The sequence below is a fragment of the Desulfomicrobium aestuarii genome (genome assembly GCF_055385525.1).
The window spans coordinates 2,919,144-2,939,936 of the sequence record NZ_AP042427.1 but is presented as its reverse complement, the minus strand read 5'-3'; the positions used below and the strand labels follow the sequence as shown (position 1 = coordinate 2,939,936).

The window sequence follows — 20,793 nt, the reverse complement described above, 5'->3', positions numbered from 1 at the left end:
CCGTCTTTCCGCCGAAACGTTATTGGGCCGCGGCGCAGGAGTGCCCGCGCCGGTCGCGGACATAGACGTTGCCAGGCAGGGACTTGGCGTAGCTTTTGACCTGCGCCGCCTTTTCCCCGAGAAGCTGCAGGCTGCAACCCCGGATGTTCTCGCTGCACTCGACGATGCCGATGGACACGGAGACCAGCGGGAACTGCTGCTCCCTGCCGTCCCGTCCCTTGCCCATGATCCAGCCCCGCTCGCGGTCCTGCGGATGGTAGTGGAGGGGAATGAGGCGCCTGAAGCAGCGCACCACCGCCTTGCAGATGCGCTCGGCCCTTTCGGGCGAGACCATGGCCACGAAGTCGTCCCCGCCGATGTGGGCCAGAAAGTCCCCCGGGCTGCCGTGGCGTGCCATGGCCCAGGTCAGGATTCGTCCCAGCAGCAGGATGACCAGGTCGCCGTCCTTGAAGCCGTAGACGTCGTTGAAGACCTTGAAGTGGTCCAGATCCGCGTAGAGCATGGCGAAAGGCCTGCCCTTGCGCAGCGTGGCCTCGACCTCCTTCTCCAGGGCGACGTTGCCCGGGATGCCGGTCAGGGGGTTGGTGCCCTTGGCCATTTCGACCTGCACCTGGGCCAGTGTGGTCAGCATCTGCTGCACCGTGACCACGCCGAGGAAATTCCCTTCGCGGGTGACGATGACCTCGTCGTAGGCCTTGAGCATCTCCCGGGTGTTGGCGTTTTTGGCCACGGATTCCACGGGCTCGCGTTCGTCCGCGACCAGGGGCTTGGCATCCATGAGCAGGGAAACGGGCTTTTCCGCGTACAGCGCCCGGCCGTAAAGGGTGGCCAGGTGCCGGTCCAGGCTGTAGCCCATGACCAGGCCCAGGGGGCGGCCGTCCTCCACGACCGCGACGCTCGTCAGCGCGGGGTTGGTGGAGAAGATGCGCTGCACCGACTGCACCGGGGTGCGCGGGCTGACCGTCATGGTCTTCTGGGCCAGCTGGCCGATGGGGATGGAGCAGGACAGCCGGCTGAGCGCGTCCTGTCGCAGGGGGACCAGCTCCCTGATGTCCAGGTGCGTCTCGGGCTTGGGGAAATGCGGCCGGCTCAGGAAGTAGCCCTGGCCGTAGTGGACGCCGATCTCGATCAGGGCGCCGGCCTCGCCTTTGGTTTCGATGCCCTCGGCGATGATCTCCGACCCGATTCGTCCCGCCAGGGTGACCATGGTCTCCATGAGGGCCCGGCGCACCGGGTCCTTGTCGATGTCCCGCACCAGGGACATGTCCACCTTGATGTAGTCCGGGTGCAGGGCGGCGATGGTCGACAGGCCCGAGTAGCCCGTCCCGGCGTCGTCCACGGCGACCTTGAAGCCCTGGCTGCGGTAGTGGTCCAGGGTCTTGTGGAACGAGCTGAAGTCCTTGATGGAATGACGCTCGGTGATCTCGAAGACGATGTTCTCGGGTTCGAGGCCATACGCCTGGATGAGCTCCAGGGTCCTGCCCGGGGCGAAGGTCGGGTCGACCACGGCGCGGGGATGGATGTTCAGGAACAGGCTCTGTCCGGGCGCCAGGGCGCCGACGGTCTCGATGGCCCTGGCGCGGCAGGTCTGTTCCAGGACGAAGAGCTGCCCGGTCTGCTCTGCGAAGTCGAAGAGCAAGGCCGGGGACTCGAACTCCGACCCGCGGGGGCCGCGGGACAAAGCCTCCCAGGCCAGAACAGTGCCCTTCTTGAAGTCGTAGATGGGCTGGAAGAGCACGTTGATCTGCCCGTTGCGCACGATGGAGCGGAAGACTGCGGACAGCTTGATGGCCTCGAGGTTGACGGCCCCCTGCGCCATGCGTCTGGCGTCTCCGATGGCCTCGTGCAGGGCCCGCTCCTTTTCCATGAGCGGGGATTCGTGCAGGACCGAGAAGCCGACCTCGATGTCGAACTCCCTGCCGAGGGACGAGATGGTGTGCTTGCGCAGGGCGGCCTGCAGGGACATCTTCAGGCTGAACGCCTGGTCCATGAGGCGCTCTTCGCCCAGCGGGCACAGGTTGCGCAGCAGCAGCGCCTCGCCGGTCCCGATGCGCAGGGCGTGCCGGGCGCTCATGGCCGGGTTGGTCTGACCGTATGCATCCAGGGAGGCCACGAGGAGGTTCTCGATTTCCTCCGTGACATGCGCGCCGTAAAGTTCCCGGCAGAGGGTGAAGTCCTTGAGCCGGCACACGAAGATGCTGAGCGCGCGGTTCGTTTGGAGGAATCTTCTGATTTCGAGAATGGGTTGGGGCGCTTCAGGTGGACGGGCCGTGTGGACTTGGAGCATGGCTGTATCCTCAGGGGACCGGCGATGCGTGCGGCATGCACGCATGCGGCGTGTGACGGACCTTTTGTGCGATGGTGTGTTTCGGAATTGCGACGAAAGCGTGAAGGAGCGGCGGCAACTTTGTTGAGTCGTCAAAACAGGGATGTTACAGGAATTTCATGCCGCTGTCACAATCCTGTCACGAAGGGCCGGTAACCCGCCAGGATACGGTCGGCATCACCCGCGGCCGCTTTGGAAAAAAGGGGGAAAAATGGCTCACAAGATCGTCGTCATCGAAGACGAACCCGATATCGCGAATCTGCTGGCCTTTCATCTGAAGTCGGGCGGCTACGACTGCTTTGTGGCCCGCGACGGCAGGAAGGGCCTGCAGCTGGTGCAGAGCGAGCGGCCGGACCTGGTCCTGCTGGACCTCATGCTGCCCGGCATGAGCGGCACGGACGTGTGCAAGGCCATCAAGTCCAGCTCCGACTGCGCCCACATACCGATCATCATGCTCACGGCCCGCGGGGACGAGGTCGACCGGATCCTCGGCTTCGAGCTGGGCGCCGACGACTACGTCATCAAGCCCTTCAGCCCGCGGGAGCTGATGCTGCGCATCAAGACGGTCCTGCGCCGCAACGTGCACGTCATGCCCAAGGTCGCCCACTGGCAGCGCGAGGGCCTGGTGGCCGATTTTGAGGCCTTCACCCTCCTGGTGGACGGGGCCGACGCGCATCTCACGCCCACGGAGTTCAACCTGTTCGGCGAATTCGTGCGCAACGAAGGCAAGGTGCTTTCCCGAGAGCAGCTCCTGAGCAATGCCTGGGGCTACGAGTTCGAAGGATATTCCCGCACCGTGGACACCCATGTGCGGCGGCTGCGCAAGAAGCTCGGGCCGTATGCCGACTGGCTTGAGACGGTCCGCGGCATCGGTTACCGCATGAAACGAGAAAACCAGGCCGACTAGGACAGACATGACCACACCACCAATTTCCCTGCGGTTACGGCTGCTTCTGGCCTTCGGGGTCATTCTGCTGCTGGCCCTGGGAGTGCCGGCGTACCATCTGCGCCAGAACCTGGGCCAGACCATCGAACGCGAGGCCAGGGAGGGCGCCCTGCGCGACCTGCAGACCGTCGAATGGGCGCTGTCCGGCGTGACCGAACGCCCTGCGCTCGGGAGCGTGCTGCGGGATCTCGCGGCGAGCATGCAGATCCGCATCACCTACATCACCCTGGACGGCGCCGTGCTGTCGGACTCCGGCGTGGCGGCGCAACAGGTCGGCCTCATGGAGAACCATGCCGGCCGGCCGGAAGTCCTGCAGGCCCTGGACGGCGAAATCGGCACGAGTCTGCGCTACAGCGACACCCTGAGCCAGGACCTGCTCTATGTCGCCCGCAGGTTCGGCGGCAACGCCGCGGTCCCGGAAGGGGTCGTGCGCGTGGCCAGGCCCCAGAGCCAGATGCGCAAGACGCTGGACAGCCTCTACGGGCACACGGGCTGGGTCTACGGCTTCAGCATCCTGCTGGCCTTCGGGCTGGTTTCCCTGATGTCGCGTCAGGTCTCGCGGGCCATCTCCAGCGTGGCCCAGGCCGCGGCCGACATCGGGCAGGGCGGGCCCGGCAAGCGCATCCGCTTCTCCCCGAGCACGGAAATGACGCCGCTGGTCAACGCCTTCAACAACATGCTGGAGCGCATCGAGTCCAACCTGCAGACCATCGTCAAGCAGAAGATGGAGTCGGAAGCCGTGCTGAACGGCATGAAGGCGGGGCTCATCGTCCTCGACGGCCGGGGCAACATCCTGCGCGGCAACTACGCGGCCCAGGAGATTTTCCCCGGTCTCTCGACCTTCGCCGGGCGCAAGCCCATGGAGCTCTGCCTCCTGCAGGACCTGCAGGACGCCTGCGACGCCGCCCTGAAGAAGCGCAAGGCGGGCGATTTTTCGCAGGGCAACGTCGTGGTCGCGCTCCAGAGCGGAAAAAGCTTCGACGTGTCCATCGTGCCCATCAAGGGCGACGCCGAGCTCGGGGCCATCATGGTCTTCCACGACATCACCGAGATCAGGCGGGTGGAACAGATCAGGCGCGATTTCGTGGCCAACGTGTCACACGAGCTGCGTACCCCCCTGACGTCCATCAAGGGCTACGCCGAGACGCTCCTGGGCCTGGACAGCTACGACCCGGGCCAGACGCGCACCTTCCTGGAGGTCATCCAGCGCAACGCCAACCACATGAACACCATGCTCGACGAGCTGCTGCAGCTCTCCCGGCTGGAGCACGGCAAGCAGCGGGTGGACATGGTCTCCGTGGACCCGGCCTCGGCCCTGTATTCGGCCTGGAAGAGCTGCCATCCCCTGCGCAAGAAGGTCGATTTCGTCAATGACCTCTCCCAGGGCACGCCCGCCGTGCGGGCCAACTTCGAGCAGCTGGTTCAGGTCTTCCGCAACGTCCTGGAGAACGCGCTCAAGTACGTGCCCGACGAAACGGCCCGGATCAGGGTCCACGCGGAGTCCTCCGGCCACGGGGTGTCCGTGTTCATCGACGACAACGGTCCCGGCATCCCGGCCGAGGACCAGAGCAGGATTTTCGAACGGTTCTACCGGGTTGAGAAGGACCGCAACAGCGCCATCGGCGGCACCGGTCTGGGCCTGGCCATCTGCCGGCACATCATGGTCAGCCATGGCGGGCGGATCATCGTCCAGAGCCCGGTGCCCGAGACCGGGGCCGGCTCACGCTTCATCATCACCCTCCCCGTCGCGGGGCGGACATCAGAGGAATAAACATGGCAGAAACAGTCAAGATTTCTTCCAGAAATCTCAACTTCTACTATTCGGACTTCCACGCCCTGCAGGACATCTCCTTCGACATGTTCCAGCATCAGGCCACGGCCCTCATCGGGCCGTCCGGCTGCGGCAAGTCGACCTTCCTGCGCTGCATCAACCGCATGAACGACCTCATTGACGGTACGCGCATCGAAGGGGCATTGACCATGGACGGGCAGGACCTGAACGACCCGTCCCACGACGTCGTCGTGCTGCGCCGGCGGGTGGGCATGGTCTTCCAGAAACCAAACCCCTTTCCCAAGAGCATCTACGAGAACGTGGCCTACGGGCTGCGCGTCAACGGGGTCAGGGACCGGGAATTCATCGACGCCCGGGTGGAGGAGAGCCTCAAGCTCGCCGCCCTGTGGGACGAGGTCAAGGACCGCATGGACCAGTCGGGCCTGAGCCTGTCGGGCGGGCAGCAGCAGCGCCTGTGCATCGCCCGCGCCATGGCCGTGGAACCGGAGGTGCTGCTCATGGATGAGCCGGCCTCGGCCCTGGACCCCATCGCGACCCAGAAAATCGAGGAACTCATCCACGATCTCAAGAGCAAATTCACCATTGTCATCGTCACGCACTCCATGCAGCAGGCCGCCCGCGTCTCCGACCGGACCGCCTTCTTCTACATGGGGCGCCTCATCGAGGTCGGCCCCACGGACAAGCTGTTCACCCGGCCGGAGAACAAGCAGACCGAAGACTACATTACCGGCCGTTTCGGCTGATGTGCGCCCGGTGAAACGGCAATTTACGAAAATTTCAAAGGAAGTGAAGTATGTATACGCATCTGCATGAAGAGATTGAGACGCTGAAACTGAAGGTGCTGAAGATGGTGGCGCTGACCGAGGCCGCCGTCGAGAAGTCCATCAAGGCCTACGTGAACAAGGACCTGTACCTGGCCGAAGAGGTCCAGGACGGTGATGTCGAGGTCAACCGGCTGGAAGTGGAGATCGACGAACTGGGGCTGCGCCTGCTGGCCCTGGAGCAGCCTGTGGCCGGTGACCTGCGCTTCATTCTGGGGTGCATGCGCATCAGCGTCGACCTGGAGCGCATCGCGGACGAGGCGGTCAACATCGCCGAGCGCTCCATCATGCTCAGTTCCCGCCCGGCCCTGCCGTTCCAGGACAACGTCCGCGAGATGGGCGGCAAGGCCCTGGCCATGCTCCGGCACGCCGCCCAGGCCTTCGCCTCGGGCAACGTCGAGGAAGCGTTGGAGGTCTGCAAGCTGGACAACGAGGTCGACGTCCTCAACCACAAGAACATGCGCGAGGTCATCGAATACATGATCCACGAGACTCCGGCCATCGAGCGGTCCGTGCACACCATCATCCTCATTCGCCGCATCGAGCGCATCGGGGACCTGGCCACGAACATCGCCGAGTCCGTGGTCTTCATCACCCAGGGCGTGAACATCAAGCACAAGGTCTATTTCGACGAGCGTTGATCCCGGCGCGGCGTCGGAATCAGCATCACTCCCCCGCGGGGATGGCGCGACCAGAGGACGGCGCGCCATCCCCGCTGCCGCTTTACGGGCTGTGCGGGAGGCGCTGATGCCAGTCGCCCGCGATTCGCCTTTCCGTCTTTCCCGGGAAAAGTCCATGCGTCCGCAGGGTTGCAACAGCGTGCTGCGCATCCTTGCTGTGGTGGCCGTTGTGAGCTATCCATGGATACGTTGGCTCAGTACGCACGCAAAGTCCTGGGAACGGATGCATCTTGAATTTGGAAGAGGAAACATGTCTCATAAGCTTATCCGGAAAGAAGAAGCAGTTATTTATGACCAGATGGTCTCAAACTATCTGAAGGAACAGAACGGATCTTTCTTTCTTGTCACGAATGATGAAATGTTTGTTAAGACGGTACGCGGCGCAATGCGTTTCATCGGCTTCAATTATGATTCGCTTGCAGTGGCGCATGTATCTTCGGATGTGGTGCGGAAATGCCGCGATCTGCTGAATGCCTACGCGCAGATAGTCCTCTTCATCGAGTCGAAGATCAGCGGCAAATCCAATGTCTACGAATTCAAGCGCATCAAGGAGAGTTTCGGGGACAAGGTCAAGATCATCTGTCTGACGCCTGAGGTGTCCGAAGAGCATGTGTCCTTCATCGCGGAGAACGATGTGGATTCGATCATCGTCAAGCCCATCTCCATCAACAACCTCATCCAGAAGATCGCCTTCGCCATCAGGCCGACCAACAGTTTTTTCGTCGAAGTGGAGCAGATCAAGAAGCTGATCGGCCAATGCCTGTACGAGGAGGCCATGCCGAAGATAGAGATGCTCCTCAAGGAAAAGCCGAGCAGTTCCATATGCATGATGCTCAAGGGCGACATTTTCAAGAGCAAGAAGGATTTCGGCAACGCGGAGCTCTATTACAAGGAAGCATCCAAGGGGTCGCGCTTGAATCTGAAGCCGCTGCAGCGGCTGGCCAACCTCTACCTCGAGGCCGATGACGCGGCAAACTATCTCAAATACCTGCTGCTCATGGACAAGATTTCGCCCCTCAACCACGAGCGAAAGATCAGCATCGGCGAGCAGTACAGCAAGAACGGCCAGGAGGAGGCTGCGCAGAAATACTACCAGGACGCCCTGGGCATCGTGCGGGCCCAGGCCAACGACATGCTGGCCTCGACATACATGGAGATTGGCGTGAAGCTGCGCGAGATCAACCCCGAGCAGGGGCTCGCGTTCATGCGACAGGCCCTGGAGAGCAAGGGCAGCGATTTCTCGCGCGCCGACCTGTGGATGGTCAACGAGATGGGGCTTTCCCTGCGCAAGCAGGGCGACTGGCAGGGCGCCGTGGATGCGTACCAGAAAGCCCTGCATGTCATCCCGGACGAACCGGGGCTGCACTACAACATGGGCATGGCCTATTTTCAGGGCAAGGAGCACTTGAAGGCCGTCAAGCAGTTCGAAAAGGCCGTCGCAGCCCGGCCCGAGATTCTGCAGGAGTCTCCGCTCATCCCGTTCAACATCGGCATGGTCTACCTCCAGATGAAGAAGTTCCCGGATGCGGACCGGTACATGCGGGCCGCCCTGCAGGTCGACCCGGATTTCGAGCAGGCCAAGGCCGCCATCGGAAAGATCCGTTCCGCAACCGGGGGCGACGGGGACCCGTCCCGGCAGTCCTGAACACCCGTGCACTGGCTCGCCTGGCCGGCCGCGGCCGAACTTGCCTCGCCGGAAGCCAAGGGCTAGAAGACCGCAACATTTTCCTTACGTGGAGGCCCGGCATGCACCGCGTCGTTCTGTTCTGCCTGTTCGCCCTGTCCGCGGCGTTTTCCGCGCAGGCCTATGACTATCCGTTCACGAACCCTTACGAGGCCACGGTTTTCGGCACGCTGCCGCGGGACGAGTTCGACCTGTCATCCGTGCGGCCGGCCGGCTTTTCGGATCTGAACCCCCTGCAGGATCTCGGAGCCGTGCGCGGCCGGGAGATGCTCCTGCATGATCGTCCCGTACCCGAGATCCTGTGGTACGACGACACCCTGCAGTACACGCTGGCGCAGCAGCGGGGCAAGGCGCCCCTGCTGTTCATCCTGGCCGGCACCGGCTCCTCCCACGAGTCGGCCACGTGCAGTTTCCTGCAACGGGTCTTCCATCGGGCCGGCTTCCACGTGGTCACGCTGTCCTCGCCGACCTATCCCAATTTCGTGGTCAGCGCCTCGACGACCCAGGTGCCGGGCTACATCCCCCACGACGTGGCCGACCTCTACCAGACCATGGACGCCATCGCTGACCGGATAGGGCGGGACAGGATCGCGTCCTTCCACCTCGCCGGCTACAGCCTCGGCGGGACCCAGGCGGCTTTCCTGGCCGAACTGGACACCCGCGAGGGGCGCTTCGGCTTCGAGAAGGTGCTGCTGCTGAACCCGGCCGTGAACCTCATGACCTCGGCCATCCGCCTCGACCATCTGCTGTCCGACAACGTGGCCGACCGGTCCGAGGCCGCGCGCACCGTGGCCGGGCTGGTGCGCCAGCTTTCCGAGGCGTACCGGGCCAGCGACCAGGTGAATTTCGGCGACGAGTTCCTCTTCGCCCTGCACCGCAACCGCTCCATCTCCGAGAAGGAGCTCAAGATCCTCATCGGGGTGGCCTTCCGTCTGTCACTGGCGTCCATGGTTTTCACCAGCGACACGTGCACGGGCGCGGGGTACATCGTGCCGCGGGGGCACCGGATCGTGAAGGACGAATCCCTGGCCCCCTACCTCGATTCGGCCGTGGGCGTGAGCTTCGAGGACTACGTCAGGGAGTACCTGTTGCCCTTTCTGCAGTTCCACGACCCGGCGATCACCCCGGAAAAGGCCGTAGCTGCCTGCAGTCTGGAGGCCATCGGCCCGTTTCTGCGCGGCGCGGGAGGCATCGCCGTCATGACAAACGCCGACGATCCCATCCTGACGCCGGAAAACTTCGCCTTCCTGGAGAACACGTTCGGGCCGCGCCTGACCGTCTTTCCCGCCGGCGGCCATTGCGGCAACCTGCGCTTCAGGGACAATGTGGCGGCCATGCTCGATTTCTTCCGCAAATGAGGCGACCCATGCGCGTTCTTCTCCTTCTTCTTCTCGTTCTGGCCAGCGGCTGCGCCACCACTCCGGAGCACCAGCCCGGGCCTTTCCAGGCTCCCGTGCACCGTGGGCTGCCCGAAGACCCGGAGGTCGAGAGGCTCTTCCTGGTCGAAGACCCCTGGGAAGGGTTCAACCGCTCGATGTACCATTTCAACGCCCAGTTGGACCGGTACGTCTACCTGCCGGTGGTTCGTTTCTACGAAGCGGTCCTGCCGGACAGCGTGCAGCAGGGCGTCTCGAATGTTTTTAACAATTTCAAAGAAATACCGATTTTCGTCAACTCGGTCCTGCAGGGCAACCCCAAGAAGGCCTCGGTTTCGCTGGGCCGTTTCGTCTTCAATACGACCATCGGGCTGGGCGGCCTGATCGATGTGCTGGGCAAGGGGGGCATCCCGCAGGAGAACGAGGATTTCGGGCAGACTCTGGGCGTCTGGGGCGTGCCCCCCGGGCCGTACCTGGTCCTGCCGGTCCTCGGGCCCTCTGGGCTGCGGGACGCCGGGGGCACGGCCTTCGACGCGGTCCTGACCCTCAACCCCGCGGACTTCGTCTTCGACGGCATGGGGTGGGCGGCTCGGGGCACGGCGACCACGGCCGTGTACGGGCTGAAGGCCGTGGACGCCCGGCATCAGGTCAAGTTCCGGTACTACGAAACCGGGAGCCCATTCGAGTATCAGCTGGTTCGCTTCGTCTACACCAAGAAGCGCGAGCTCGACATCGCCAAGTAAACTTCCCGGCAGGCCTCGGCGTACCCGCCGTCGGGGCCGGCTTCCTTTACCCGCCTCCCTTTCTGTTTCCGCAGATGGTATCCGTTCTGTAAACTCAGGTTTTCAGGTGACAAGTCATGTTGTCGCATCTCGGGCATCCGCTGCCTGTAACGTGTTGAAATTGAATGGCGTGACCTCTGGGCTTGCTTGGCATGGCTTTTGTTATCCGTCGTTTCGAAAAGGTGCCCCGCAGCGGGGATTCATTCGAAACAAGCAAGGAGGAAGAAACACCCATGGCCCAAGACAGCAACGTCGTCATCGACCACGGCAAGAGCCAGTGGTCGGATCTGTGGAAGAAAGAGGATTTTCTGGCCATCTGGCTCGGCTTCATCATCATCGCCGTGTGCATCCTGGCCTACACCAGCTTCGGACCCAAGGACGAATTCGCAGCCAAGATCAAGGCCGCCGACGAGATCCAGGCCGCCGAGGCGGCCAAGGCCCCCTTCAAGACCCTCGCCTGGTACAAGGCTCAGGACGACAAGGGCAAACTCAAGGGCACCAGCACCCCCTTCGGCAAGTTCGCCTCTCACTGGACCAAGACCCCAGGCTCCTGGACGTCCAACCCCCTCGACTCCCTGATGCAGAGTGAGGAGCAGGCCAAGGCCAAGAACGAAAAGGCCATGCCCAAGTACGAAGAGGCCAAGGCAAATGCCGAGGCCGCGCTGACCGCCGCCGTGGCCGCCGAGGAAGCCGCCGCGGGCGCCATGTTCCAGGACAAGGCCCTGAACGACGACGCATCCGCCAAGATCAAGGCCTGGCGCGACGCCAACAAGGCCGCCGGTGACGCCAAGAAGAAGACCGAGAACAAGGCCTTCAACCTGATCCCCGGCCTCATCGGCCTGTGCGTCTTCCTGGCCCTGGCCTTCGGCCTGGGCATAGCCCTCATGGGCAAGAACATGATGGAGTTCGCGCAGGGCTTCACCATGGTCTTCCTGGTCGCGGTGCTGGCCTACATGCTGGGCGGTCAGGCCATCTCCAAGCAGTACGGTTTCGGCGCCGAGGCCTGGGGCGTGGTCCTGGGCATGCTCATCGCCAACACCTTGGGCACCCCCAAGTGGGTCCTGCCGTCCTGCCAGGTCGAGTTCTTCATCAAGACCGGCCTTGTGCTCCTGGGCGCCGAGGTCCTCTTCAACAAGATCGTGGCCATCGGCATCCCCGGCATCTTCGTGGCCTGGGTCGTGACGCCCATCGTCATCGTCGTGACCTACATCTTCGGCCAGACCGTGCTGAAGATGCCTTCCAGGACCCTGAACATCGTCATCTCCGCCGACATGTCCGTCTGCGGCACCTCCGCGGCCATCGCCACGGCGGCCGCCTGCCGGGCCAAGAAGGAGGAGCTGACCCTTTCCATCGGCCTGTCCCTGGTCTTCACCGCCATCATGATGATCGCCATGCCGGCCTTCATCAAGGCCGTGGGCATCCCCGAGGTCCTGGGCGGCGCCTGGATGGGCGGCACCATCGACTCCACCGGCGCGGTGGCCGCGGCCGGCGCGTTCCTGGGTCAGAAGGCCATGTACGTGGCCGCGACCATCAAGATGATCCAGAACGTCATGATCGGCGTGACGGCCTTCTGCGTGGCCATCTACTGGGTCACCAAGGTCGAGAGCACCGAGACGGGCCACTCCGTCGGCGCCGGCGAGATTTGGCACCGCTTCCCCAAGTTCGTGCTGGGTTTCATCGCCGCCTCCATCATGTTCTCCATCCTGGACCAGAATCTTGGCAAGGATCTGGGCGACGCGGTCATGGAACACGGCATCGTGCGCGGCGGCACCAAGCTCTTGCGCGACTGGTTCTTCGCCCTGTCCTTCGCCGCCATCGGACTGTCCACCAACTTCCGCGAGCTGGCCAAGTACTTCAAGGGCGGCAAGCCGCTCATCCTGTACGTCTGCGGCCAGAGCTTCAACCTTGCCCTGACCCTGGCCATGGCCTACGTCATGTTCTATGTGGTCTTCCCGGAAATCACGGCCAAGATCTAAAACCGCTACCGGGCCGGGAGGGTTTGCCCTCTCGGCCCGTAAAGGACTCTGAACCATGAACCCACAAAGCTTGTCCGTGCGAATGAGGAACTTCGTCCTGGCCCTGGGCACGGCCCTGGCCTTCGTCTACCTCTTTCTGCCCGTGCTGACCAACTCCGTCGGGGTGTTGCACCGCATGTCCCTGTACCTGGCGGACAACGGCATCGACCCCACGCGCTACTACTACACCGACGTGGAGCAGGTGAAGGAAGGGGAGAACTATCTCTACGAGGTTCTCAAGCAGCAATGACCGCCACGGCTCCCGTCCGGCCGCATCGACCGGTCCTTGCCAGTTCATCCCGTCTCGCCTAATCGAATTCGTGAGGCGCCCGTTCGCTGACGGCGCGGCCTCCCGGTCCGATCATCTCAGTCCGCCGCTCGTCCACCGAAGCGGCACTGGTTCCAGGCAGGCCCATGCATATCCCAAAGCCATTGAAAATACAGACCAAGTTCGTCTCCGGCCTGCTCGTCGCCGCCCTCATCCTAGGTATCGGTTTTTCCACCGGGTTCTACCTGCACATGAAGAACGTCCTCGAGGAGGAGGTCAGGGACAAGGCCCTGCTCATCTTCAAGAACGTGGACTCCATCCAGCACTACGTGCGCGACGTGCTCCGGCCGGCCATGTACGAGCGCCTGCCTTCGACCTTCGTCATCGAGGCCATGTCCTCATCCTTCATCTCCCGGACCATCATGGCCTCCATCAACGACGACCACGAGGGCGTCATCTACCGTCGGGTGGCCATAGATGCACGCAATCCGTCTTACGAGGCCAATGTCCACGAGAGGGAGCTGATAGGGTATTTCCGAGCCAATCCCGACCAGGAGGTCTGGCAAGGGTACAGGACCATGGACACGGAACGGTACTACATCAAGGCCCGTGCGGTCCGTTTCGAGGAAAGCTGCATGTATTGCCACGGGCGGCCGGAAGCCGCGCCTTCGGAACTGACATCCCTCTATGGCGCCAGGGGGTTCGGCAAGGAACTTGGTGCCATCGCCGGCGTGGATTTCGTGGGCATCTCCGTGCACAGCAGCGTGGGGCGGGTGCAGCAGACCATTCTGACCTACTTCTCCTTTTTCGCTTTCGGGGCCCTTCTTTTCTTTTCGGCCACCAACGTCCTCTTCAGGGTGCTCGTGGTCAACAACCTCAAACGCCTGAACAACGTCTTCCGTCGAAACGTGGCCGACGCCGAGGGGTCGGCCATCCTGCGCAAGCTGGAGCAGGGCGACGAGATCGAGGAACTCGTCGAGGGCATGGAGCAGATGGGCGAGCACCTCTACACCGCCCGCCACCAGCTCCAGGACTATGCCGAGAATCTGCGTCTGATGGTCGCTGAACGCACCGAGGCGCTGTCGCGGGAGGCCGGGGCGAGGCAGGCCGACGTGCGCCTGTTCGTGCGCCTGCTCGAGGACATGCGCCAGAGCAGTTCCCGCGCGGAACTGTGGAATTTCGCGCTGCCCCAGATCTGTACCCGCTTCGGAGCGCGCGGCATCGCCTATGTCTGCACCATGGCCTCCCAGAATTATTACGTTTGGCCCGAGACGATGGGGGCGCCGGAACTGCCGCCCGATTTCGTGGACGTGCTGACGGGCAGCGCCTGCATCCAGTCCGGTGCGCGCATCTTCGTGCCCGTCGAATCGAGTTCCGGCAACGCCGAGGGCATCCTCTGCCTGACCTGGGACAGCGAGGAGGAGGCCGCCCGCCACGACCGCGGCGTCCTGCTGGCCCTGGGGCGGCAGCTCGGAACGGCCGCCGAGAACCTCACGGCCATCGACAGCCTGCTGCGGCAGATGAGCGTGCTCGAAACCATCGTCGAGGGCATCACCGACCCCCTGGCCCTCATGGATTCGAGCTGCGGAGTGCTGACCGTGAACCAGGCCGCCCGGCAGCTCACATCGGAGCTGACGGACGGGGCCCGCACCGACGGGAACATGCTGGCCATCTTCTTCGACACCGCATCCGGCAAGTGCCCCATGCTCGAAGCCATCCGTCGCGGTGCGCCGGACCAGCGCGAGGTGGAACTACCCGGCGGGAGGTCATTCTCCCTGTCCATGTACCCGGTGCGCAGCCAGGAAGCCCAGACCGACCGAGTCGTGGTCTACGTGCGCGAGACGACCATGGAGAAGCGCATGCGCGCCCAGGTCTGGCATTCGGAGAAGATGGCGACCGTGGGCAAGCTCACGGCCGGCCTGGCCCACGAGATCAACAACCCTCTGGGTGTCATCCTCTGCTACGCGGGACTCCTGCGTCAGACCGTCACGGAGCCGCAGCAGGCCGCGGATCTGGACATCATCGAGCGACACACGCGCCAGGCCCAGCGGGTCGTGCAGGAACTGCTCAATTTCGCCCGCCCCAAGGCCGCAGGTTCCGGGACCTCGGACGCCTGCGCCGTGGTCGCGTTCGTGCGCGACGTCTTCTCCGTGCAGGCGGCCAAGAAAAGGGTGGAGCTGAGGCTGGAGAGCCAGCCCGGCCCGCTTTTTGTGCGTCTGGGAATAGGGGAGTTGGAGCAGGTCGTGAGCAACCTGGTCATCAACGCCCTCGACGCCGTCGGCGAAGAGGACGGCGAGATCGTGGTCCGTGTGGCCCCTGACGGAGACTGCGTGCACATCGTCGTGGAGGACAACGGCCCCGGAGTCTCTGTGGAAGATGAGCCGCACATTTTCGACCCCTTTTACTCCACCAAGGCCATCGGAGCGGGCACGGGCCTGGGATTGGCCGTGGTCTACGGCATGGTCCGGGACGTGGGCGGGGAGGTTGCCGTCGGGCGTTCGCCCCTGGGCGGAGCGCGGTTCGTCGTGACCCTGCCCGCCCTGCCTGACGCCCCGCAGACCGAACCAGGATATCGAGGACTCAATTCATGAATGTCGTTGCATCGCCGGACCGCGTCCGGGAGAACCGGGTCGTCGTCGCCGACGACGAAGGGGATTTCGCCCGCGGCCTGGCCCGCCTCATTGGCGGCCGTTTTCCGGAATTGAGCGTCGTCGCGGTCCAGAGCGGCCGGGAAGCCCTGCGGGTCATGGCCGAGGCGCCTGTCCAGCTGATGATCACGGACCTGCGCATGCCGGAAATGACGGGCATGCAGCTCCTGAAGGAAGCCCTGGCCGTCAACCCCGGCCTGAGCACCGTCGTGCTGACGGCGTACGGGACCATCGAAACTGCGGTGGAGGCCCTGCGGATCGGGGCCTATGACTTCCTGACCAAGCCCATCGAGCCCGAGCAGCTCTTCCGGGTGGTGGAGAAGGGGATGGAGCGCAGCCGGCTGCTGGAGGAGAACAACCGCCTGCGCGAGATACTTTCCCGGCAGGACGCCGGCGGTGAACTGGTCGGCGAGGGGCCGGCCATGCGGCAGCTCAAGAGGACCGTGGCGGCCGTGGCCCAGTCCGAGTACACGGTGCTCGTCCGCGGGGAGTCCGGCACGGGCAAGGAGCTGGTGGCGCGGCTCATCCACCGCCTCGGCTCCAGGGCGGCCCGCGCGTTCCTGGCCGTGAACTGCCCCTCCATTCCGGAAAACCTGCTCGAAAGCGAATTGTTCGGGTACGTCAAGGGCGCCTTCACGGGCGCGGACCGTGACCACAAGGGGCTCTTTGCCGCCGCCGACAAGGGCACGATGCACCTCGACGAGATCGGGGACATCTCGTCTTCCGTACAGACCAAGCTGTTGCGGGTCCTGCAGGATGGCGAAGTCCGCCCCGTGGGCTCGAACTCCACGGTGCAGGTCGACGTGCGCCTTATTGCCTCCACCAACCAGGACTTGGAGGCGGCCATGAAGGACAGGACATTCCGCGAAGACCTCTACTACCGTCTGAACGTCCTTTCCATCACGCTGCCCCCGCTGCGCGAGAGGACCGAGGACATCCCGCTGCTGGCCGCGCACTTCTTCCGCGTGGCGTGTCGCGAGATGGGCCTGGCCGAGAAGGAGGTCGATCCCGAGGTCATGTATTGGCTGGCCGGCAACCCGTGGCCCGGCAACGTGCGCGAGCTGCAGAACTTCGTGCGGCGCATGACGGTTTTCGCCACGTCCGAACGGGTGGACATGAACCTCGTCCGTCTCGTCTGCCAGGGCGCCGGGGCGTCCGCGCCGCCGGCGGGATGCGCCCGCGTGTCCGGATCTCCGCTGGGCGAGTACAAGTCGGCCAAGGCCGAGGTCGTCAGCGCCTTCACCCAGCACTACGTCCGCGACCTTCTGGCCCAGACCCGGGGCAACGTGTCCGAGGCCGCCCGTGTTTCGGGCCTTTCGCGCGTGGCTTTGCAGAAGATTCTCGCCCGCATGGGGGAGAGCGCCGCCAGGTATCGGGGCGTCGAGTAGGATTCGCCGTGTCGTGACCGGCGTCTCCGGCCGGAGGCGGTTCTGTTGGGGGAGGGCTTCGCCTCAGCTTGAGCCGGCGGCAGCCCCTGTGAGAGCCTGCTCCATGGCCCGCAGGCAGAGTTCGGTGATTCCGGCCCGAGACATGCGTTCCCGCGCCGTTGACGGGAGCTTGTCCAGACAGGCCTCCTCGCCCAGTGCGGAGGCTTCCGGCAGCGTCAGGCCGACGGAGGCCTCGCAGCACATGGAGGCGCAGGCCAGGCCGTCGCCGGGGATGTTCGTCAGGAAGCCCGTGTCGATGATCCGCCCGTCTTCCACGGTCACGAATATCTCCACGAACCCCTCGACGTTCTCGCACCGTCCGCAGCTGGACGGCCTGCCCGGCATGCCCAGGTGCGGCGGGTCGAAGACCAGTATCTCGAATTCCTCTTCGGTCATGCTCACCGCGTATTCTCGAATCGTTTGGCCTCGCCGAAGTCGAAACCCCGGTTCAGGAGCCTGGCCGGCCTTCGGCGCCCAAGCAAACATATCGACAGCACGAGGCCCAAGGCCCCGGCCAGCAGCAGCAACGTGCCAATCTGTTCCATGACATCCTTCCTGTTTGCGGGAAGGATAGCCGCGGGCCGGCGGGACGCAACCTTGTCGGACGATTCCGACAGGGCTACAGGCCGGGGATTCTGCGTTCCAGGAGATAGCGGATCAGGGCGGATGTGGTGGCGATGCCCAGCTTGCGCATGGCGCGGGTGCGGTAGGTGCTGGCGGTCTTGACGCTGACGCCCAGGGCCGCCGCGATCTGGGTCATGGTCTCGCCCCGGCCCAGTCGGCGGGCGACCTCGCGCTCCTGGCGAGAAAGGCCGTCCAGGGCGTCCATCCTTTCCCCCGTGCCGAGCAGGGACGGGCTGACGAACATCCCGCCGTCCAGGACCGAGGTCATGGCCTCCTCCAGTTCCTCGGGGGCCGAGTTCTTGCTCAGGTAGCCGCGGGCGCCGAGGCTCATGCAGCGCTGGGCGTACTCGGTTTCGTGGTGCATGGACAGGACGATGACGGGGAGCCCCGGCCGCGCGTGGTGTACCAGTTCGAGAAAATCGAGGCCGCTGCCGTCGGGCAGGGAAATGTCGAGGATGACGAGGTCGAAGGCCGCGCTCTCCAGGACAAGACGCGCCTCGTGCAGGGTTCCGGCCTCGGAGAAGGTGCACTCGGGGAAGCGGTCGGCGATGATGTTCATGGTGCCGCGGCGGACCACGGCGTGGTCGTCGACGATCAGGATGCGCATGGCCTGGCCTCTGCTGCCAGGGGAATCCTGGCCGAAATGGTTGTTCCGCCCGCCTTCGGGGCGGTGATCTCAAGGGTTCCCCCGACCATGCGGATGCGTTCCCGCATGCCCATGAGGCCCAGGGAACCGGATGATTCGGGACGGCCTGCGGGCATCCCGATCCCGTTGTCGGACACGTCGAGGGTCAGGGCCGCTCCGGACGCCTGCACGCGCACGTCGATGCGGGTGGCCCCGGAATGCCTGGCCGCATTGGTCATGGCCTCCTGCAGCACCCGGTACAGGGCCGTGGACTGCTCCGCCGACAGGTCGGGGATGGGGCCGGCCTTGAGGTCGATGCGCAGGCCCGAGCTCTGGGCGAAGGTCCGCGTCAGCCAGGCCACGGCCTCGGCGAAGCCCAATTCGTCGAGCATGGGCGGCCGCAGCTCGCGCGAGATGCGGCGGACGGTCTCCAGGGTGCCGGCCACCAGGCCGCGTAGTTCGGCGACCTGTCCCTGGCGGGCGTCCCCTGTCGGAAAGGAGCGCTCCAGGCGGTGCAGCCCCATGTTCAGGGCGGTCAGGTCCTGCCCGAGCACGTCGTGGATCTCGCGGGAAATGCGGCCGCGCTCCTTCTCGATGCTGTCCTGCAGGTACCCCGACAGGGCCCGGTAGCGTTCGCGGGACACTTCGAGTTCCTCGGTTCTTTCCCGCACCCGCTCTTCCAGGTGCAGCCTGGCCTGGTCCAGGAACATGCGGGTCCTGACCCTGTCCGTGACGTCGCGCAGGGACAGACGCCAGCCCTGGAAGCGGCCTCCGGGGTCGAAGACCCGCGTCGTCTCCTGGGCCAGCCAGATCTCCGTCCCGTCCAGGCGCCGGATGCGGAAATCCATGGAGGGAATGTCCCCGCGAGCGTCCATGGCCTGCCTCCAGCGCGGGAAGTCGTCGGCCGCGATGATACGTTCGAAGAACCCCGGATCTCGCAGGGCGTCGTCGGCCTCGTAGCCAGTCACGCGGCTGCAGGACGGCGAGATGTAGAGCAGGTCCCCGGCGGGGCCGATCCAGACCTCGAGGTCGTAGGTAAAATCGGCCACGGTCCGGTACATGCGCAGGAGCCTGTGCCGGCGGGACCGGGGGAGGAAAGGGCGGCGGCGAGCGGACATGCGGTCGCTATGACCACGAAGGCATGGGCTTGGCAAGTCTCGGGTCGACGGCACCTCACTCGATTCGCAGGGGCCGCGTCACCCGCAGGGCGTGCTTTCTGATCTTGTTCAGCATGGCCGTGTGGGACAGCCCCAGGACCTTGGCCGCCTGGCGCACGCTGCGGGCGCGCTTGAGGGCCGATTCCAGGATGTCCTTTTCCAGCCTGTCCAGCTGCGTCTTCAGGGCCTGGCCCGGTTCGGGGCGCACGGCCGGGGCCGCCTGGCCGGGGACGCGGTCGCCCAGTTCGTGGGCCAGGATGACGAAGCGCTCGCCGATGACGTCGTCGGGGCAGAGGATGGCCGCGCGGTCCATGACGTTTTTGAGCTCGCGCACGTTGCCCGGCCAGTGGTGGGCGCGCAGCTTGGCCAGGCCCTCGGGCGCGATGGCCTTGGCCGGACGGCCCATGCGCGAGGCCAGGGTGAAGAGGAAGTGCTCGGCCAGCAGGCCGATGTCGCCGGGGCGCTCCTGCAGGGGCGGGATGTGGATGGGCAGGACGTTGATGCGGTAGTAGAGGTCCTGGCGGAAGGATCCGTCCTCGACCATCTTTTCCAGGTTGCGGTTGGTGGCCGTGATGATCCGGGCCCGGATGGGGATCTCCCGCGACCCGCCGATGCGGCGCACGCAGTGGTCCTGCATGACGCGCAGGAGCTTGGCCTGGGAGGACAGCGGCATGTCCCCGATCTCGTCCAGAAAGACCGTGCCCTCGCCGGCCACCTCGAACAGGCCGGCCTTGCCGTCCTTGAGGCCGCCCGTGAAGGCGCCGCCGACGTAGCCGAAGAGTTCGCTTTCCAGCAGATGCTCGGGCAGGGCCGCGCAGTTGATGGGCACGAAGGGGCCGGGGCGGCGGCTGGCCGTGTGCATGGCCCGGGCGAAGAGCTCCTTGCCCGTGCCCGAGGCGCCGCGGATGCAGACGATGGAGTCCGTGGCCGCGATGAGCTGGGCGTAGCCGATGAGGTTGTTGATGGCCTGGTCCTGGCCGACGATGTCCGAAAAGCTGATCTGGGAGGGCTCGGAGATGCTGCGGGCCAGCATGCGGATCTCCTGCATGTCCCGGGCGATCTCCACGGCGCCGATGATGTGCCCGTCGCCGTCGCGGATGGGGCGGCAGGTGGCGAAGTACTGGAAGCGTCCCGACGGCGTGACCAGGGTCTTCTTCACGTCCGCCCATTCGCGGCCCTGCAGGCCTTCGAGGATGGATGCGTCGGACAGGCCCAGTTCGCGCAGGTCGCTCCCCAGGGCCTCGTCCTGCTCCAGACCCAGGATCTCGCAGGCCACGGCGTTCATGGTCGTGACGCGCCCCGCGGCGTCCACGGCGATGACCCAGTCGGCGATGTTGTCCAGGACAACGCGCAGCCTGCGGGCCTGCTCCTCCTGGGGCAGGGTGTCGATGGGCCGCGAACTGGTCAGCCCCGGGATGTCGGCCAGGGACTGCGCCAGGTCCGTCGGGGCGGCGTCGGCCTCGCGGTTCTCGACCTCGACATAGACATGGGCCAGGTCGTCCACGCGGTCCACTTCCATGGACACGATGTTGAACATGCGGTCGGCGATGCGCCGCGACAGGTCGGCGACGATGCCGACGCGGTCGCGGAAGACGAGGTGGAGCTTGATGGGCATGGTGCCT

17 protein-coding genes are annotated in these 20,793 nt (G+C 64.8%); 11 read left to right on the top strand and 6 right to left on the bottom strand.

The annotated features are described in order from the left end of the window. Positions 1–19: 19 nt before the first annotated feature. Complete coding sequence (locus tag ACZ5AC_RS13455) at positions 20–2,287, bottom strand: GGDEF domain-containing protein (RefSeq protein ID WP_464248110.1); 2,268 nt, start codon at positions 2,285–2,287, stop codon at positions 20–22. Between the two features lie 250 nt (positions 2,288–2,537). On the opposite strand from ACZ5AC_RS13455, the gene ACZ5AC_RS13450 reads away from it, so the two are divergent. The 11 genes from ACZ5AC_RS13450 (at position 2,538) to ACZ5AC_RS13400 (ending at position 16,726) form a co-directional block, all read left to right on the top strand. After that, a complete protein-coding gene (locus ACZ5AC_RS13450) occupies positions 2,538–3,233 on the top strand; it encodes a response regulator transcription factor (protein WP_464248109.1) in 696 nt (231 codons plus the stop codon). Between the two features lie 7 nt (positions 3,234–3,240). After that, entirely contained in the window at positions 3,241–5,043 is a 1,803-nt protein-coding gene (locus ACZ5AC_RS13445; protein WP_464248108.1) for a HAMP domain-containing sensor histidine kinase, read from the top strand. Between the two features lie 2 nt (positions 5,044–5,045). After that, on the top strand, positions 5,046–5,807 hold the full coding sequence (gene pstB / locus ACZ5AC_RS13440; protein ID WP_464248107.1) for a phosphate ABC transporter ATP-binding protein PstB: 762 nt from the start codon (positions 5,046–5,048) through the stop codon (positions 5,805–5,807). Between the two features lie 50 nt (positions 5,808–5,857). Beyond that, positions 5,858–6,526 carry a phosphate signaling complex protein PhoU gene (gene phoU, locus ACZ5AC_RS13435; RefSeq protein WP_464248106.1) on the top strand — a complete coding sequence of 223 codons (669 nt, stop codon included), beginning with the start codon at positions 5,858–5,860 and terminating at the stop codon, positions 6,524–6,526. Positions 6,527–7,010: 484 nt separating this feature from the next. Then, positions 7,011–8,210: a tetratricopeptide repeat protein gene (locus tag ACZ5AC_RS13430; RefSeq protein WP_464248105.1), complete on the top strand. Its 1,200-nt coding sequence runs from the start codon at positions 7,011–7,013 to the stop codon at positions 8,208–8,210. Between the two features lie 101 nt (positions 8,211–8,311). Next, the gene (locus ACZ5AC_RS13425) at positions 8,312–9,607 is read left to right on the top strand and encodes an alpha/beta hydrolase (RefSeq protein WP_464248104.1); all 1,296 of its coding nucleotides are present in this window, start codon (positions 8,312–8,314) and stop codon (positions 9,605–9,607) included. An 8-nt stretch (positions 9,608–9,615) separates the two neighbouring features. Continuing rightward, positions 9,616–10,368 carry an MlaA family lipoprotein gene (locus ACZ5AC_RS13420; RefSeq protein WP_464248103.1) on the top strand — a complete coding sequence of 251 codons (753 nt, stop codon included), beginning with the start codon at positions 9,616–9,618 and terminating at the stop codon, positions 10,366–10,368. A 272-nt stretch (positions 10,369–10,640) separates the two neighbouring features. Beyond that, the gene (locus ACZ5AC_RS13415) at positions 10,641–12,383 is read left to right on the top strand and encodes a YeiH family protein (protein WP_464248102.1); all 1,743 of its coding nucleotides are present in this window, start codon (positions 10,641–10,643) and stop codon (positions 12,381–12,383) included. Between the two features lie 55 nt (positions 12,384–12,438). Continuing rightward, positions 12,439–12,672: a hypothetical protein gene (locus tag ACZ5AC_RS13410; RefSeq protein ID WP_464248101.1), complete on the top strand. Its 234-nt coding sequence runs from the start codon at positions 12,439–12,441 to the stop codon at positions 12,670–12,672. A 164-nt stretch (positions 12,673–12,836) separates the two neighbouring features. After that, positions 12,837–15,281 (top strand): c-type heme family protein, encoded by a 2,445-nt coding sequence (locus tag ACZ5AC_RS13405; protein ID WP_464248100.1) that lies wholly within the window; start codon positions 12,837–12,839, stop codon positions 15,279–15,281. After that, a complete protein-coding gene (locus ACZ5AC_RS13400; RefSeq protein WP_464248099.1) occupies positions 15,278–16,726 on the top strand; it encodes a sigma-54-dependent transcriptional regulator in 1,449 nt (482 codons plus the stop codon). Before ACZ5AC_RS13405 ends, ACZ5AC_RS13400 begins: the two co-directional genes overlap by 4 nt. 63 nt (positions 16,727–16,789) lie before the next feature. Here the strand turns inward: ACZ5AC_RS13400 and ACZ5AC_RS13395 are convergent, their stop codons facing one another. From ACZ5AC_RS13395 to ACZ5AC_RS13375, 5 genes are all read right to left on the bottom strand, one after another. Then, positions 16,790–17,161, bottom strand: a complete 372-nt coding sequence (locus ACZ5AC_RS13395) for an iron-sulfur cluster assembly scaffold protein (RefSeq protein WP_464248098.1) — start codon at positions 17,159–17,161, stop codon at positions 16,790–16,792. Positions 17,162–17,163: 2 nt separating this feature from the next. Further along, complete coding sequence (locus ACZ5AC_RS13390) at positions 17,164–17,310, bottom strand: hypothetical protein (protein WP_464248097.1); 147 nt, start codon at positions 17,308–17,310, stop codon at positions 17,164–17,166. Positions 17,311–17,384: 74 nt separating this feature from the next. Further along, positions 17,385–17,996 (bottom strand): response regulator transcription factor, encoded by a 612-nt coding sequence (locus ACZ5AC_RS13385; protein WP_464248096.1) that lies wholly within the window; start codon positions 17,994–17,996, stop codon positions 17,385–17,387. Beyond that, on the bottom strand, positions 17,984–19,075 hold the full coding sequence (locus ACZ5AC_RS13380; protein WP_464248095.1) for a PAS domain-containing sensor histidine kinase: 1,092 nt from the start codon (positions 19,073–19,075) through the stop codon (positions 17,984–17,986). Before ACZ5AC_RS13380 ends, ACZ5AC_RS13385 begins: the two co-directional genes overlap by 13 nt. A gap of 112 nt (positions 19,076–19,187) precedes the next feature. Further along, on the bottom strand, positions 19,188–20,786 hold the full coding sequence (locus ACZ5AC_RS13375) for a sigma 54-interacting transcriptional regulator (RefSeq protein ID WP_464248094.1): 1,599 nt from the start codon (positions 20,784–20,786) through the stop codon (positions 19,188–19,190). Positions 20,787–20,793: the final 7 nt, after the last annotated feature.